Annotated in this window: 17 protein-coding genes and 1 pseudogene; 13 read left to right on the top strand and 5 right to left on the bottom strand. The window is 30.9% G+C overall.

Features of this window, described 5'->3' with window-relative positions; genetic code table 11:
• The 13 genes and pseudogenes from Q0K54_RS13475 to Q0K54_RS13415 all read left to right on the top strand — a co-directional run.
• A partial coding sequence (locus tag Q0K54_RS13475; protein ID WP_294582006.1) for an EamA family transporter occupies positions 1 to 371 on the top strand: 371 nt, incomplete at its 5' end.
• Between the two features lie 85 nt (positions 372 to 456).
• Positions 457 to 1026 carry a TetR-like C-terminal domain-containing protein gene (locus tag Q0K54_RS13470; RefSeq protein WP_294582004.1) on the top strand — a complete coding sequence of 190 codons (570 nt, stop codon included), beginning with the start codon at positions 457 to 459 and terminating at the stop codon, positions 1024 to 1026.
• A gap of 108 nt (positions 1027 to 1134) precedes the next feature.
• Entirely contained in the window at positions 1135 to 1950 is an 816-nt protein-coding gene (locus tag Q0K54_RS13465; protein WP_294582001.1) for an MBL fold metallo-hydrolase, read from the top strand.
• A gap of 119 nt (positions 1951 to 2069) precedes the next feature.
• Positions 2070 to 2936 (top strand): annotated as a pseudogene (locus Q0K54_RS13460) (aldo/keto reductase); the annotation flags it as partial.
• Positions 2937 to 3068: 132 nt separating this feature from the next.
• Positions 3069 to 3824 carry an HAD-IIB family hydrolase gene (locus Q0K54_RS13455; protein ID WP_294581999.1) on the top strand — a complete coding sequence of 252 codons (756 nt, stop codon included), beginning with the start codon at positions 3069 to 3071 and terminating at the stop codon, positions 3822 to 3824.
• Positions 3825 to 3927: 103 nt separating this feature from the next.
• Positions 3928 to 4728: a MerR family transcriptional regulator gene (locus Q0K54_RS13450; protein WP_294581996.1), complete on the top strand. Its 801-nt coding sequence runs from the start codon at positions 3928 to 3930 to the stop codon at positions 4726 to 4728.
• Positions 4703 to 5503 carry an ABC transporter ATP-binding protein gene (locus Q0K54_RS13445; RefSeq protein WP_294581995.1) on the top strand — a complete coding sequence of 267 codons (801 nt, stop codon included), beginning with the start codon at positions 4703 to 4705 and terminating at the stop codon, positions 5501 to 5503. Before Q0K54_RS13450 ends, Q0K54_RS13445 begins: the two co-directional genes overlap by 26 nt.
• Positions 5503 to 6213, top strand: a complete 711-nt coding sequence (locus Q0K54_RS13440) for an ABC transporter permease (RefSeq protein WP_294581994.1) — start codon at positions 5503 to 5505, stop codon at positions 6211 to 6213. Before Q0K54_RS13445 ends, Q0K54_RS13440 begins: the two co-directional genes overlap by 1 nt.
• A 61-nt stretch (positions 6214 to 6274) precedes the next feature.
• A complete protein-coding gene (locus tag Q0K54_RS13435; protein ID WP_294581993.1) occupies positions 6275 to 6757 on the top strand; it encodes a MarR family winged helix-turn-helix transcriptional regulator in 483 nt (160 codons plus the stop codon).
• 12 nt (positions 6758 to 6769) lie between these two features.
• Positions 6770 to 7294 (top strand): flavodoxin domain-containing protein, encoded by a 525-nt coding sequence (locus tag Q0K54_RS13430; RefSeq protein WP_294581992.1) that lies wholly within the window; start codon positions 6770 to 6772, stop codon positions 7292 to 7294.
• Between the two features lie 126 nt (positions 7295 to 7420).
• Positions 7421 to 7840, top strand: a complete 420-nt coding sequence (locus Q0K54_RS13425; RefSeq protein ID WP_294581990.1) for a flavodoxin family protein — start codon at positions 7421 to 7423, stop codon at positions 7838 to 7840.
• 173 nt (positions 7841 to 8013) lie between these two features.
• The gene (locus Q0K54_RS13420) at positions 8014 to 8508 is read left to right on the top strand and encodes a hypothetical protein (protein ID WP_294581989.1); all 495 of its coding nucleotides are present in this window, start codon (positions 8014 to 8016) and stop codon (positions 8506 to 8508) included.
• Positions 8509 to 8799: 291 nt separating this feature from the next.
• On the top strand, positions 8800 to 9618 hold the full coding sequence (locus tag Q0K54_RS13415) for a MurR/RpiR family transcriptional regulator (protein WP_294581988.1): 819 nt from the start codon (positions 8800 to 8802) through the stop codon (positions 9616 to 9618).
• A 14-nt stretch (positions 9619 to 9632) separates the two neighbouring features.
• Here the strand turns inward: Q0K54_RS13415 and Q0K54_RS13410 are convergent, their stop codons facing one another.
• From Q0K54_RS13410 to Q0K54_RS13390, 5 genes are all read right to left on the bottom strand, one after another.
• A complete protein-coding gene (locus Q0K54_RS13410; protein WP_294581987.1) occupies positions 9633 to 10412 on the bottom strand; it encodes a PHP domain-containing protein in 780 nt (259 codons plus the stop codon).
• Between the two features lie 8 nt (positions 10413 to 10420).
• Positions 10421 to 11251 carry an energy-coupling factor transporter transmembrane protein EcfT gene (locus Q0K54_RS13405; RefSeq protein WP_294581986.1) on the bottom strand — a complete coding sequence of 277 codons (831 nt, stop codon included), beginning with the start codon at positions 11249 to 11251 and terminating at the stop codon, positions 10421 to 10423.
• A gap of 12 nt (positions 11252 to 11263) precedes the next feature.
• Positions 11264 to 12940 carry an ABC transporter ATP-binding protein gene (locus Q0K54_RS13400; protein ID WP_294581985.1) on the bottom strand — a complete coding sequence of 559 codons (1677 nt, stop codon included), beginning with the start codon at positions 12938 to 12940 and terminating at the stop codon, positions 11264 to 11266.
• 2 nt (positions 12941 to 12942) lie between these two features.
• Positions 12943 to 13770 carry a hypothetical protein gene (locus Q0K54_RS13395; protein ID WP_294581984.1) on the bottom strand — a complete coding sequence of 276 codons (828 nt, stop codon included), beginning with the start codon at positions 13768 to 13770 and terminating at the stop codon, positions 12943 to 12945.
• Positions 13771 to 13925: 155 nt separating this feature from the next.
• Positions 13926 to 14794: ROK family protein (locus tag Q0K54_RS13390; protein ID WP_294581983.1), on the bottom strand; the 869-nt coding region annotated here is incomplete at its 5' end.

Genomic DNA, 14794 nt, shown 5'->3' with positions numbered 1-14794 from the left:
TAACAACAATCCTAGGGAAAATTGGAATTCAAGATATTGAAAGCAATCTTGGTACGGCGATTCGGACTAGTGTCGTTTTAGTCATGGCCTGGCTGGTAGTTTTAGTAAGTCATAAAAATAATGAAATTAAAAAAATCAAAAGGAATGAATTGCTGTTCATTTGTTTGTCTGGTGTAGCTACAGGATGTTCCTGGCTTTGTTATTACCGGGGGTTACAGCTGGGTCCCGCTAGTTTAGTAGCTCCAATTGATCGTTTAAGTATTGTGGTAACAGTATTATTTTCTGTTATTGTTTTTAAAGAAAAATTATCGAAAAAATCTTTGCTGGGATTGATTGTTTTGATAATTGGAACTTTGGTAATGCTGTTATAAAAACTTGCTGGTTATAATTTACTTATTTAATTAATAGAAAAATTGTGGCAAATATATTACAATATTGCTAGAAAGAGTGATGAAAATGGCAATAAATGTTAAGGAAATATTAGCTGATGGTTTGTTAGAATTAAATAAAAATCAGAAATTGGAATCGATTCGAATTAAACAATTATTAGATTTTACGCATATTTCAAAGCAATCTTTTTATAATCATTTTTTAGATAAAAATGATTTGATCGTTTATATTTATTTAAATCGAATTATTCCGGGTTTTGATGATCCTAGTAAAGAGCTGGATTTCTATCATTCAATGGTAGATGTTTTTAAAAGAATGAAAAAATATCATCATTTTATGAAAGAAGCTCTATTAATGGAAGGGCAAAACTGTTTAAAAGATTATATTTTTAATCATTGTAAAGAGTTTGATCTAAAGTTTCACCAAAAATTGTATGGTGATAAACCAATGCCCGATGCATTACGTTTTGCAACGGAATACCATGCTACGGCTTCAAGTTCGATGACCATTTCCTGGATATTATCAGATATGCCAGCCAGCTGTGAAGAGATGGCCCGTTTAATAACTGATATGCGGGGGATTGGAATGGATAAATTGTTTGCTGATGGCAATGGACCAGGAAATCCTTATCAATAATAGACGAATTTAAAGAAAAGTCAACAAATTGACTTTTTTTATTTTTAGTAAATTGTAATATAATATAAGTAAGATAAAATATAATTGAAAGAAAGGCAGGAATAGAAAATGAGAAAAATTTATAAGAACGAAAAAGGACAAGCAGTAGCACCAGAAACGATCAAATTTGGTAAAGAAGCGTTTGAAAAAATTGATAATACTCAAATTCGCTGGCTTGGTGGTGCTGGAATTATGATCAATAGTCGTGGGACTAATATTATGATCGATCCAGTTTTAGAAGGGTTTGATATGCCACTATTATATAAAAACCCTATTGAGCCCCAAGATGTTGCCAGTCTTGATGCTTATTTAGTCACTCACATTGATAACGATCATTTTAGTCGACCAACTTGTAAAGATGTTCAGGCTGTTTGTAAATCTTATCATGCACCTCATTATGTAGCCCAAGAAATGAATAAAGATAATATTCCAGGAATTGGACATGATATTAATGAAACATTTAATGTTAATGACGTTAAAGTTAAATTAACTCCAGCTCGTCATAATTGGCAAAATGGTTCTTCAAAATATAATTTTAGAGTCTGGAAAGAAGAGGATTATTGTGGCTTCTATTTAGAAACAGCTGATGGAACTATTTGGCTTCCAGGTGATTCACAGTTGTTAGAATCGCAATTACAAATGCCGCAACCTGATGTAATCTTATTTGATTTTGCGGATAATGAATGGCATATTACATTAGATGGGGCGGTAAAATTAGCGAATACATATCCTAATGCTGATTTAATTTGTATTCATTGGGGTAGCGTTGACGCTCCAGATATGACTCCTTTTAATGGCAATCCTGAAGTTTTAGTAACGAGAGTTGTCAATCCTGAACGAATTAAGGTTTTAGCACCGGGAGAAATTTATAATTTAACTAAGTAGAAAGAAGAATGAAAATGCAATATACTAAATTATTGAATACCGGACTAGAAATATCTAAATTATGTGTTGGTTGTATGAATTTAGGCCAAAAATAAGAATATCCCTGGCATTTAGATAAACAAGAAGGAATTGCTTATTTAAAACATGCGATGGATCTAGGAATTAATTTCTTTGATACCGCTGATGTTTATAGTCATGGTGAAAGTGAAGAAATACTTGGTGAAGCGATCAAACAATATGGACATCGTGATGAATTAGTGATTGCAACTAAAGTTTTTTATCCAACCAGCAATCGTCGAAATGGTCATGGACTCTCAAGAAAACATATTTTTGAAGCTGTTGCTGCTTCTTTGAAAAGACTGCAGTTAGATTATATTGATTTATATATAATTCATCGTTTTGATTATAATACGCCAATTGAAGAAACGATGCGAGCTTTAAATGATTTAGTTGCAATGGGGAAAGTTCGTTATATTGGTGCCAGTGCCATGTATGCCTGGCAGTTTCAAAAGATGCAGCATATAGCTAGTATTAACGGCTGGACTAAATTTGTTTCGATGCAAAACCATTATAACCTGTTGTATCGTGAAGATGAACGAGAAATGATTCCACTTTGCAAAGATATGCAAGTAACGTTGACTCCATATTCACCACTTGCAGGTGGTCGGTTAACTAGAAATGAAAACACTAATACGCTTAGAAATCAATTTGATAAAACGGTTAATGAAAAATATGATGCCACTATCGAAATTGATCAGCCAATTATTGAACGAGTGACTAAATTGGCTAAACAAAAAAATGTTACTAATGCGCAAATTGCGATGAACTGGCTTTATAATAAAGAAAATGTTGTTCCTATCGTTGGGGGTACCAAAATTAAACATTTAGACGAAGCAGTTAAAGCTTTAGATATAACATTAGAAAATTCAGAAATTCAGTCTTTAGAAGAGTTATATCAGCCCCATCCAATTGTTGGAGCATTATAAAATCTGGTGAAAAAATAGCTCTATTTGATTTAGAGTCATTTTTTATTGCTCAATGGCGCATTAGTTTTTCAAAAAATGCAAAAATCTTTTTTTATCTGGTGATTAGTTTATAATTTTATCGAGGTGATAAATGTGTTAAAGGCACTGGCAAGTGATATTGATGGGACTTTGTTTTTTTCCAAAATGAAACCACCAATAAAGATTAGTGATATTCAGGCCATTAAAAAGTACCAAAATGCTGGTAATTTATTTGGCCTTTGTAGTGGGCGCCCTAAATGTGGGGTGATTAATTTATTTGATGAGCAAGTCAAACCTGATTTTTATGTTATTTCTAGTGGTGCTTTGATTTTAGATCGGAATAAAGAAGTACTATTTGAACAACCAATCGCTTTTTCTTATATTTATGATCTTTACAATACCTATCATCAAGAGGCTATTGTAATTATCCAGAGTGATAATAATGATTTTGTTTATAAAAACAAACCTGAAGGATTTGAAGATAAGTATTTAATGATCGAAGATATTAATGATTTAAAGGATCATAAAATTTATGGGATTTCGTTGGTTTTTGAAAATAATGAAATTACCAGAGAGCATAATAATAAAATTAATCAAAAATATCCGGCATTGCAGGGATATCAAAATGAAAATTCTATTGATATCGTTACTAAAGGCTGTTCTAAAGGAAATGCCCTAAAAAAGATCAAAGAAATTTATCAAATTTCGAGTATGGCAGGAATTGGTGATTCCTATAACGATTTACCAATGTTAGAGAGTGTTGATGTGGCATTCAGTTTTCATAACGCTCCAATAGAATTAAAGAAGATTGTTGCTTATCTAGTTGCTTCAGTTAGTGAAGCGATTGATATTTTAGCTAAAAAGGGATAGAAAGGTTTTAATCGTGGTATTAAAACCTTTTTGCATCTTTTGTTTAATAAACACTTGTTTGTGACGTAACGTCATTAGCTATAATAGTATCAGGAGGTTAAAAATGGATAATAAACAATATATGAGTGTTGGTGAGTTGGCTAAAAAAATGAATGTTTCAGTTAGAACATTACAATATTATGACCGTGAAAAATTGTTATCACCATCCTACAAAAATGAAAAACAGCGACGATATTATACTTATAAAGATATGGTCAAGCTTCATCAAATTTTGTCGTTAAAATCTTTGGGATTTTCTCTTAGTCAGATCAAGGAAATGTTGGTTGAAATCGAGACACCATCAAATATGGTTAATATCTTGCAAAAGCAATCTGATTTGATGACCGAAAAAATAAATGAGCTAGTAAAATCTTTGCAAACGATTGAACGTTTAAAAGCTGAGGTCGGACAGATGGACACAGTTGATTTTAAAAAGTATGCCGATATTATTGTCAATATCCAAATGGATAATGACTATTATTGGTTAATCAAACATTTTGATGAACAAACTTTAGATTATATTAGAGAAAAGTTTGATCAAAAGAGTGGAATTGATTTTTTAAAGCGATTTAATCTATTAAATGAGCGGATTTATCAATTATATCAATCAAATATCTCACCATTAGATCAGCAGGTAATTAATTTGGCTAAAGACTATTGGAGTTTAATTATAGAATTTACTAGCGGTGATATGAGTTTATTGCCACAATTGATGAAACTGGCAAGTGCAAGTGATGATAATGAACATCTACAGAAAATTAATCAAGTTAGTGAATATTTAGTGCCGGCTTTAGAAACCTATTTTGCTCAAATAAAGATTGATCCATTTGAAAATATCAATGAAAACAATAATGACAGTGAATAATTTATCAAAAAGTTATGGGGATAATCAGATTTTAAAACAACTAAGTTTTGAGGTTTATAAAGGTGAAATCTTAGGAATTCTAGGTACTAATGGGGCTGGAAAAACAACCCTATTAGAATGTCTGGAAGGACTAAGAAAATATGATAGTGGTGAAATAACCATTACCGGAAAGATTGGAATTCAGTTACAAAATGCGATGTTACCTGCTTATATCAAAGTAATCGAAGCGATTAATTTATATGCCAGCTGGAATAATTGTCAAGTTTCTAATGAATTGATAAAAAAATTAAAAGTTGATCAGCTGGCAAAAAAACAATATCAGCAGCTTTCAACCGGTCAAAAGATGCGATTGCATTTATTATTATCATTGATCAATGATCCGGATATACTATTTTTAGATGAACCGACAGCAGGAGTGGATGTTGAAGGAAAGTTATCTTTACATCAGCTGATCTTGGATTTATATGCCCAAGGTAAAACGATCATTCTATCAAGTCATGATATGAATGAAATTGAAAAATTATGTCATCGGGTCATCATATTAAATCACGGTCAGATTGCTTTTATTGGTTCGTTAAATGAATTGCGTCATCAAGCTGATTGTAATTATCGAATTAATCTAGTTACTAAAAATCAAAAAATAATAAAAAAAGCGCAGAATATTACCGAATTAATTACCATTTTATCAAAATATCAAGCTGATATTGATGATCTAAGCATTAATCGAGATACTTTACAGGATTATTTTTTAGATTTAGTTCGAGGTGAAAAATAATGAGAGGTTTTATTTATAGTGTTTTATTACAATTTAAACTAGATATTCGTAATAAGTCATTACTGGTAACTTGTTATCTGGTTCCCTTACTGTTCTTTTTAGTAGTGTCAGAAATTTTTACTTCAATCATGCCAGAAACTAAAGCTACTTTGATTGCTTCAATGACAATTATGCAAGTTTCGATGGGAGCCTTAATTGGAGTTCCTGCGAATATTATTGAAGTATATGGAACAGATGTTAAGAAAATGTATCAAATTAATGGTGTACCGCTTTATTTTGGAATCGTAACTTTATTAATTTCATCGTTTTTACATCTATTAATTATGAGTTTAATTATTCTAGGATTGGCACCACTAATTTATCAAGCTTCATTACCAAATAATCTATTAGTTTATTTAATTACCTTAATTATTTTTATTGCAGTTTCTTTAATAGTGGGAAGCGTTTTAGGACTGTTAGTAAAGAGTCAAACGAAATTATCGATGTATGCTCAATTGGTATTTTTGCCATCAATCTTATTATCGGGAATTATGTTTGATAAAGAACTATTACCAGCATTTTTAAGATATGTGGGCAATTTATTTCCTGCAACCTGGAGCTTTGAATTATTTAATCATTTTGATTTATGGAAATTGTTACCCCTGGCAGCAATTTTTATTATAGGATTAGTGATCTCTTTAATCTTATTAAAAAGATCATCGTTAGAGTAGTTGACCCAACAGTAACTAGTCACTATAATATAAGTAACTAGTTACTGTTAAGGAGGGGATCATGAAATTAGAAGAATTAATTGAAAAGTTTTCTGATACTTCTGAAAACCAGAGCAAAGCCATCTTTAATACTCTTTTTATTATCGCTAATAAACTGCAAACAATTTTTGATCAACAAATCCCTGAAATTACATTAAAACAATTTATGCTTTTAAGTATGGTTCATCAAGCCAATGAACCGCAATCACTGACCCAACTTGGAGAATTGTTAGGATGCTCTAGACAAAATGTAAAAAAACTAGCCTTAAGTTTAGAACAAAAAGGGTTTATTGCTTTCAAAACAAATACTGCTGATTCAAGGGCAACTATGATCGTACCAACTGATAAAGTTACTGATTTTTTTGATCATGATTTTGCTTGTTATCTTCAAGATCTTCACTATTTATTTGCAGTTTATACTAAAGAAGAAATTGAACAATTATTTAAATTATTGATGCGTTTATATCAAGGAGTAGATTATTTAAATCAAAAAACTAATAAATAAGAGGAAAAGAATATGGAAAAAATATTAGTCCTTTATAAATCAAAATACGGCACGACCAAAGAATATATGGAACTATTGAGTAAAAAAATTTCCTGTCAATTAAAAGATATTAGTCAATTTAAACCAGGTGAACAGGATAATTATCAAACGATTGTTTTTTCAAGCGGTATTTATGCCGGAAATATTGCCATTATTAAAGAATTAAAAAAATATTATCAGTTATTTGTTGATAAGAAAATTATTCTATTTATTACTGGAGTTAGTCCTAGTAGTGATGAATTGATAGAACAGATTAAAAAACAAAATTTAACAGATTTTTCCAAAGAAATAATCATTTTTTATAGTCGGGGAAGGTATGATGAAAATAAATTAAAGTTAGTAGATAAGATCTTGTGTAAAGCTATTTCTAAAATGGCAACTAAAAAAGATGATGTCAGTTTGGATATGGATAAACAGACAATTGGAGTGATTAAAAATGGGTATTTTGATGGTTTTGATGAACATTACTTACAGCCATTAATTGATTATTTGACTTAAAGAAGCGCAAGCTTCTTTTTAGTATGTTTTTAAAGCATAGTGTAATGTAATATTGGTATTGTACTTTGTACCAGCGATTAACTATAATCATACTTGTCAAGGGATATAAGAAAGAAGGTAAGATTTATGAGTAAGAAAATACTATTTATTAATTCTAGTCCTAATAAAAATGGTAATACCGCAAAAATGGCTAAAAAGCTATTAAAAGACCAAGAATATCAACAGCTGGATTTAGTTGATTATAAATTATACACTTTAGGACAAAACTTTCCAGATGATGAATTTAATAAAGTATATGAAAAAATGCTTGATGCTGATGTACTAGTTATTGGAACACCAGTTTATTGGTATTCAATGTCAGCTTCACTTCGAGCTTTACTTGATCGTTTGTATGAAGTAGTTCATGGAAATGAATTAAGTGGTAAAGATTTATATTTTATTATCCAAGGTGCTGCTTTTATGCAAGAAATATTATCATTATGTGATTATATAATGAGTCGTTTTTTGTACGTTGTATCATTTAAATTATCAAGGTATGACCCATAATTAATATTTTTTAAAATTCAATTTTTTCTTCTCGATTAAATAGATTAAAGCCATTATAGATGGCTTTTTTGTTTGGATAATGATATCATATAAGTAGAGGATTTAGTTATTTTTTATTAGCTGCTTAGATAAAATAATGTAAGTGAAAATAGAATTATTGGGAGGCGAAGAAGATGAAAAATGTGTTTAGATGCGTTTATGGTGATGACACGAAATCAAAAAATGCTTTTGATTTAAATAAGTTATTTATTTTTAAATTAGAGTTATTAGATGATCGGATGATTTTAAAAAGCAATAATAAACAAGCATTAAAACAGCGAGAATTTTGGTATTCTCAAATATCAGATTTAGAGTTATCATTAGCGATTGGTAATTATTCTCCGGCAGTAACGGTAAATAAAGTAATCAGATATTTTTATGATCTAAAATTCCAGGATGGTTATAATGAATGGGTCTTAGAATTTAGATATCCAAGTGATTTTATCGATTGTCTTAATCGTCTAAAGGAATTAAAGATTGAATTTGCTGATCCGATTGGTATCTACTCAATTATTACGACGATGGATCGCTTGCAGGTTGAAAAATATTTTATCCATCATGCTAAAGAACTTGAAAGCAATTATAATATAACAGTATACCGAGATAATAATGATTATGTTACTGATTAATTGGTAATATCTGTTTAATTGGTTTTATAAAAAACGCTAAATCAGTTGGGATAAATAGAATTTTCCAACTGCTTTTTGATTATAAAGACGAATTACATACTAAGTTTATAATTTAAATGTTTTTAATGATTTGTTAGAGCACCTGTAAAATTGGTTGTCAATACCATTTCGATTTATCGTAATCACGATAAATAATATTTAAGATAAATCTTAACATAAATAGGCTTTTAGAATCATTTAAAAACCAATATAATATTTATATCTTGATGTAATTATACAGGAGGCACGACATTGAATTTTTCTAAAGAGATAACTGATAGCTTAACTAAAAATGAAAAAAAGCTAGTTGATTATATTTATCAAAACTTACAGCAATTTCCTTTGATGTCAATTCAAGACATTTCCAAAAATACTAATATATCTGAAGCTACCATTTCTCGTTTGCCTAAACATCTAGGTTATAAAAATTTTAAAGAAATGAAACAAAAATTGGCTTTTGATATTTCTCCGGCTAATAAAATGACCTCAGCAATGGCACAGGAGCATTCGTTTTCTAAATATTTGATGTTACAAAAAGAGCATCTTGATAGAACAATTGAATATTTGAATTTGGATGAGTTAAATGAGATTGTTGATAAGATAATTACTGGAAAAACAATTTATGTTTTCGCAAAGGGAGCTAGTATTTGTTTGGGTGAATTATTGGCTTTTAGATTACGAAGATTTAAAAAGCAGGTTATTATTATGCCCTCTAGTGGTTCGGAATTATTTGAAATATTACCAATGATCAAACCAGATGATTTTGTTATATTATTTGGTTTTATGAAAACACCAATTGAAGGTCAGGTTGTTTTAGAGTTTTGTAAACAAAAAGGAATCAAAACAATGTTGATGACTAGTAGACTAATAGAAGATGAAAAAAAATTAGCTGATTATAATATTTATGTTTATCGGGGAGAAGAAACTGTTTATCATTCAATGACTGTTCCCGTTGCCGTTATTGATGCTTTAATTATTGAAGTTGCTAAAGTTGGTGGCAATGAATATATGAAATCGGTTGATGATATTTATCAGTTAAAAGAAAAATATAAAATAAAAATACAAAGATAAACGATATCTTTGTATTATAATAATGAAACATAATCACCGCCAAGACGATGGACTTCTTTAAGAAGTCTTTTTTGTATTGTGGCATCTTCAACTTGAATCTTGATACTATCAGCAATTTCGATTTGATAATTACCTTTTTTTATTTCATTACGTAATTCACTTAATGTATTAAAGCTATTTTTGAAATTTGTTTTGACACAACCATATTGAGTACCTTGATGGGTATCACTGCCCGATAATACTGGTTTATGATATTGTTTTGCTAAGTTGTAAACTAACCGCTTGGTTTGTTTGCTGTCATTAGCCAGATCTTTTCCGTTTAAATCAAAGAAATCAAAGTGCTGTAATTGCTCTGAAGTAAGCTTAGGAATATTACCACCTTGACGAAAAGGATGACCAGCGCCAAATAAAATATCATAGTTTTCTAGTAATAAAACCAGTTTATCAAATGGTAGAAAGGTTTCTTTTGTTTTATGATTATCAAGTTTTTGATTGAGTTCAACAATATCATCATAACGGCCAATTACTAAAGTATGGCCACCTTCGTAAATATCAACTTCCATGCCAAAAAAGACTAATAACCCATGATCAGTGATGATACAATCACCACTATGCTGGTACTTATTATAGATGTAATCATACATTACATCAAAAGATAGGGTATTAAAATGTTCTGTAAGACAAATAGCATCTAGTCCTCTTTGATGAGCTTTTTCGAACATTAAATCTGTATATGTTTTTGAAAATGGCAATTTTTTTGCTAGTTTGCCATGAGTGTGAAAATCAATGTACATAACTCCTCCTATAAAACAATAATATTTGATAATATGATCGATATAATTACCCAAGTGATTGACACAATAATGTAAATATAATCGTTTTTATGTAATTTCAAACTTTTTATTTTTCTTTTGCGAACAATTTTATTTTCGTTAGCATAACGATAGCCTTTTAATTCTAAAGCTTCAACTGTGGTTCTAGAACGTTTAGCAGTATTTAACATCAGTGGATAAAAGGACATGATGATAATTTTGATTTGATAGATCAAGTATTTAATCTTACCGATAAATGTATCTTTATTGGGTGAATGACCTCTTAACCGGTAAGATAAAAGAATATTTTGAAATTCTTCCATAAGAATCGGTAAGATTCTAAAAGCATAGGAAATGCTAAAAGATAACTGATCAGGAAACCCAAAATACAGTAAACCAGTTGCCAGACGATCGGGATTCAAACCAGAAAAAACGGTAATTGAGGCCAGTGATGATACCGCAACTTTTAAAGTCATCATCAATAATGGATAGATCGTCGTAGAATTACCACCGAAAAATAGTGCAGTAATGAATAAATAACCAGTTTGACTAAAGACCCCAAGACAAAAGAGAAATAAAACTAAAGGGGCTATTTTTGCTAGTTTGGTTGTAATAACCACAAAGATAAATAAACCTAAAAGCAAAATAAGGTCATTTAAAAACCAGGGAACTAAACCAAAAAACAAGTACCAGCAAAGTAATGTTCGAGGATCAAGACCCGCAATGATGGTATCATCATTACCATAAGCATTTTTTAATACTTGATTTCTTAGAAAGTTGATTGAAAATTTATCTAGTATATTTTGTGACAGTTTTTCCATTGTCGTTACCTCCTAACGATAAGCAGAAACAAATTCATCAATTTCATAACAATGAATATTTAATGCTTCGCCCATTTTATATATTTCTGGTGGTTCAATTCCTACAGTTTCTCTTACATTTTGATCGCTAAAAACAACATCACGACTACCATCTTTAATAATCTTTCCAGCTGACAGTACGATAATTCTTTTAGCCCAGTCACAAACAAGCTGCATATCATGGGTTGCGATAATTACGGTTTCAACAATATCTTTTAAAATATCTAAAGTTTTAATAATTTCTTTTCTGGTGGCTATATCTAAGTTAGCTGTTGGTTCGTCTAATAGTAAAATAGCTGGATTTAAAGCAATTCCAATTGCTAAAGAAGCTCGACGCATTTGACCGCCTGACATCAAGCGTCCATCACGATCTTGGATGTCTTCCAGGTTGAATAATTTAATTAGTGCTTGAGCTTTTTCATGATAGTTTTGGATTTTTCTTTCCTTCATCGCAAATTCAATATCTGATTTGATACTATCTTTAATAAACATATCTTCAGGATTTTGATAAACTAATGATATGTATTCTGATAGCTGTTCAGCTGAAAATTTGTTGGTACTATTACCACAAATACGAACTTTACCATCTTTAGGCTTTAACAGACCAACCATCAGTTTCATCAACGTTGACTTTCCAGCTCCATTAGAACCAATTAAAGCAATCTTATCTCCTTTATAAATATCTAAATAAAAATCCTTGAGAATTTGAACAGGTTTTCCTTTAACACTTTGATATTGGAGATCGACATTGACAAATTCAACTACAGCTTCTTTAGATGGATTAGCTGGATAATTGGTTGCTTTATTGATCAAAACGGATTTTTTGGTAAAAAATTTTAAGCCATCTTCTTTAGTGATGGGCAATTCAACTTGATCAGATACTATTTTTTGATTTTGCAGCATTTTAGCGGCTATAGTTATTTGAGGTGGAAAAATATTACTTTCCTGTAATTCATCTACACGAACAAGTGCCTGTTTAACGGGCTTTTTCCATTTGATCGTGCCATCTTTCATTAATACGACCTGCTTACAAAATCTGGCAATATATTCACTATGATGTTCAATTACAATAATGGTCTTACCATGATTTTCATTTAGATCTTTTAAGATGTGATAGATTTTATTAGCATGTTTAGGATCTAATTGCGCAATCGGTTCATCTAATATTAAAATATCAGGGTATAAAGCCGTTGCTCCTGCTAAAGCTAATAAATGCAGCTGTCCGCCTGATAACTGCCAGATATAGTCATCTTTTTTTGATGTTAGATCACAAATATCTAAAATATCCAGAACGCTTTGTTCATAGTTTTCTTTACCATAATTCATACAGGCAAATGAAGCGTCTTCATAAACAGTAGGACAGACAATTTGATTTTCAAAATCCTGATATACATATCCAACTTTTTGAGCAATTTCATTGATATCCATTTTAAGTGCATCTTGGTTGTCCAGTAAAATTTCTCCAGAAATCTCACCGGTGATAAACCGGGGAATCAAACCATTTAAAGTTTTACATAAGGTGGATTTGCCACAACCATTGTTTCCAATGATTGCGACAAATTCACCTTTTGCAACTTTTAAATTGATATTTTTTAAAACTGGTTCATTAACACCGGGATATGTAAAAGATAAGTTTTTAATCTCGATCATGATTATGCCTCATTTCTTTTTTTGATTTTCATGATTGCTAGAGCAATAACTACTAAAGCAACTAAACCACTGACGATCATGGCACTTTGACTTTCAGCCCATGCTGCTTCCCAATCAATGATTCCCATTCCGGTTTCCGCCATAAATTCACCAGCAATAGCGACAATAAAGGCTACGATACAGATCAAGATAGTTTTAAGATTGATTTTGTCACCATCACCAATAACAGTGTTTTTATCTCTTGGCGCTACTCCTAATAGTGGTTCAATCTTACCATACAATCTAGGAACTAAATAGATGCATGGTAATAATGAAAAGAGAATTCCTGAAAATAAGATATCGTTTAAACAAGCAAATCCTTCAGTGAAGAATACTGATTCCGGTAATCCGGCTACAGCTTCAAAATCAGTAACGGCGAATTGAACTTTTAAAATATCAACAATACATCCTAAAAATTGTTGAACAACTACGGCTAGAATTGCGGCAAAAGCGACAGTTTTAATGTTTTTAGGATTCTTGACGATTCTTCCAGCTAAATATATTCCAATTGTTAAGGTGATAAATTTTTCTAGTTCCCCTAAACCGCCAAATTGACCTAACATAATTTCGCTAAAGACCAGTTCACCAGTAGCAGCCCCTAGTGCGGCTGATAATGGATCAAACAGCATCGCTAAAATTAATGGAATGAAGATAAAATACTCAACTGAAAATTCCACAATACCTACTTGAAAACTAGGGATTAGTTCGGTGATCAAAGTTGCTAATCCATACAAAGACATACTGAGCACAAAAGTCATTAATTTTTGTGATTGTGTCATAGATTTTTTCATGATTTAATTTCCTCCCTTTCAATGACACCATCATGTTAGCATATCTTAGTTTTAGTAAAATCAAAATCAAGTAAAATGAAAGTTAAGTTTTCATTAAGTGTAAAATGAAATAAAATTTTCAAAAATCAAAAATAATAAGCTGTGATTATCACAGCTTATAAATTAAATATTTTTTTATAATTTGCTAAAGCACCAATTAAATTGGAATCATTAAAATAAGCACAAGGAACAATTTGAACTTGTGGGATTGGAATTGGCATTTTTTGGTAAAGTTCATCTAATGATTTTTGAATATATTGATGTAAAATTGGTTGTTGACTGATACCGCCACCGATAGCAATCTTTTCCGGATCGATTGTAGCTTGAATGTTAAATAATCCCATTGCCAAGACATCACAAAATTCTTTTAATGCTGCTAACGCTTTTTCATTACCCTGATTACAATATTCAAAGGCTTCAGGCCCTTCAATATTTTCTTTTCCAACTGCATCACCAATCATCTTAACTAGTTTCATTGCGCTTGAATCGCTGCCCCATTTACCATCAAAACCATCTTTTTTATTCCAATTATCTGATAGATAGCTAAATTCACCGGCAAATCCATGAGTTCCAGTGAACACTCGATCACCAATTGTGATACCGCCACCTATTCCAGTTCCAATGATACAAACAGCTCCAACATCACAACCTTTTAAACTACCATAAGTAACTTCACATAATGCGGCACATTTGGCATCATTTTCAATTGTGAATCTATCAGTAGTAACTGATTGTAATTCTTCTAAGATATAGGCATCTTGATTGTAAAGTAAAGCTCCCGGAACTTGCATTTTTCGAGTTTGTTTATTAATTAATCCTGGCAAAGACATGGCAATTCCATCAACCCGATCTTGATATTGGTCATATAATTTTTTTACTGCAGCTTTAAAATTGTCAAGACTATCTTTAGGGGTTGGTACTTTTCCTTTTTCTAACATATCTAACTCATCATTCATTAGTGCATATTTTATCGCACTACCACCGA

The organism is uncultured Thomasclavelia sp. (assembly GCF_944324745.1).
In the GTDB taxonomy this organism is placed as follows: Bacteria; Bacillota_I; Bacilli_A; order Erysipelotrichales; family Coprobacillaceae; genus Thomasclavelia.
Note: the sequence above shows the minus strand (reverse complement) of the source record. Positions and strands in the feature narration are given on the sequence as shown.

Excerpts from the sequence above, each read along its gene's own strand:
- Q0K54_RS13405 (WP_294581986.1), bottom strand. The coding sequence starts at position 11,251 with ATGGAAAAACTGTCACAAAATATACTAGATAAATTTTCAATCAACTTT.
- Q0K54_RS13400 (WP_294581985.1), bottom strand. The coding sequence starts at position 12,940 with ATGATCGAGATTAAAAACTTATCTTTTACATATCCCGGTGTTAATGAA.
- Q0K54_RS13410 (WP_294581987.1), bottom strand. The coding sequence starts at position 10,412 with ATGTACATTGATTTTCACACTCATGGCAAACTAGCAAAAAAATTGCCA.
- Q0K54_RS13435 (WP_294581993.1), top strand. The coding sequence starts at position 6,275 with ATGAAATTAGAAGAATTAATTGAAAAGTTTTCTGATACTTCTGAAAAC.
- Q0K54_RS13470 (WP_294582004.1), top strand. The coding sequence starts at position 457 with ATGGCAATAAATGTTAAGGAAATATTAGCTGATGGTTTGTTAGAATTA.
- Q0K54_RS13430 (WP_294581992.1), top strand. The coding sequence starts at position 6,770 with ATGGAAAAAATATTAGTCCTTTATAAATCAAAATACGGCACGACCAAA.
- Q0K54_RS13425 (WP_294581990.1), top strand. The coding sequence starts at position 7,421 with ATGAGTAAGAAAATACTATTTATTAATTCTAGTCCTAATAAAAATGGT.
- Q0K54_RS13450 (WP_294581996.1), top strand. The coding sequence starts at position 3,928 with ATGGATAATAAACAATATATGAGTGTTGGTGAGTTGGCTAAAAAAATG.
- Q0K54_RS13445 (WP_294581995.1), top strand. The coding sequence starts at position 4,703 with ATGAAAACAATAATGACAGTGAATAATTTATCAAAAAGTTATGGGGAT.
- Q0K54_RS13465 (WP_294582001.1), top strand. The coding sequence starts at position 1,135 with ATGAGAAAAATTTATAAGAACGAAAAAGGACAAGCAGTAGCACCAGAA.
- Q0K54_RS13420 (WP_294581989.1), top strand. The coding sequence starts at position 8,014 with ATGAAAAATGTGTTTAGATGCGTTTATGGTGATGACACGAAATCAAAA.
- Q0K54_RS13395 (WP_294581984.1), bottom strand. The coding sequence starts at position 13,770 with ATGAAAAAATCTATGACACAATCACAAAAATTAATGACTTTTGTGCTC.
- Q0K54_RS13440 (WP_294581994.1), top strand. The coding sequence starts at position 5,503 with ATGAGAGGTTTTATTTATAGTGTTTTATTACAATTTAAACTAGATATT.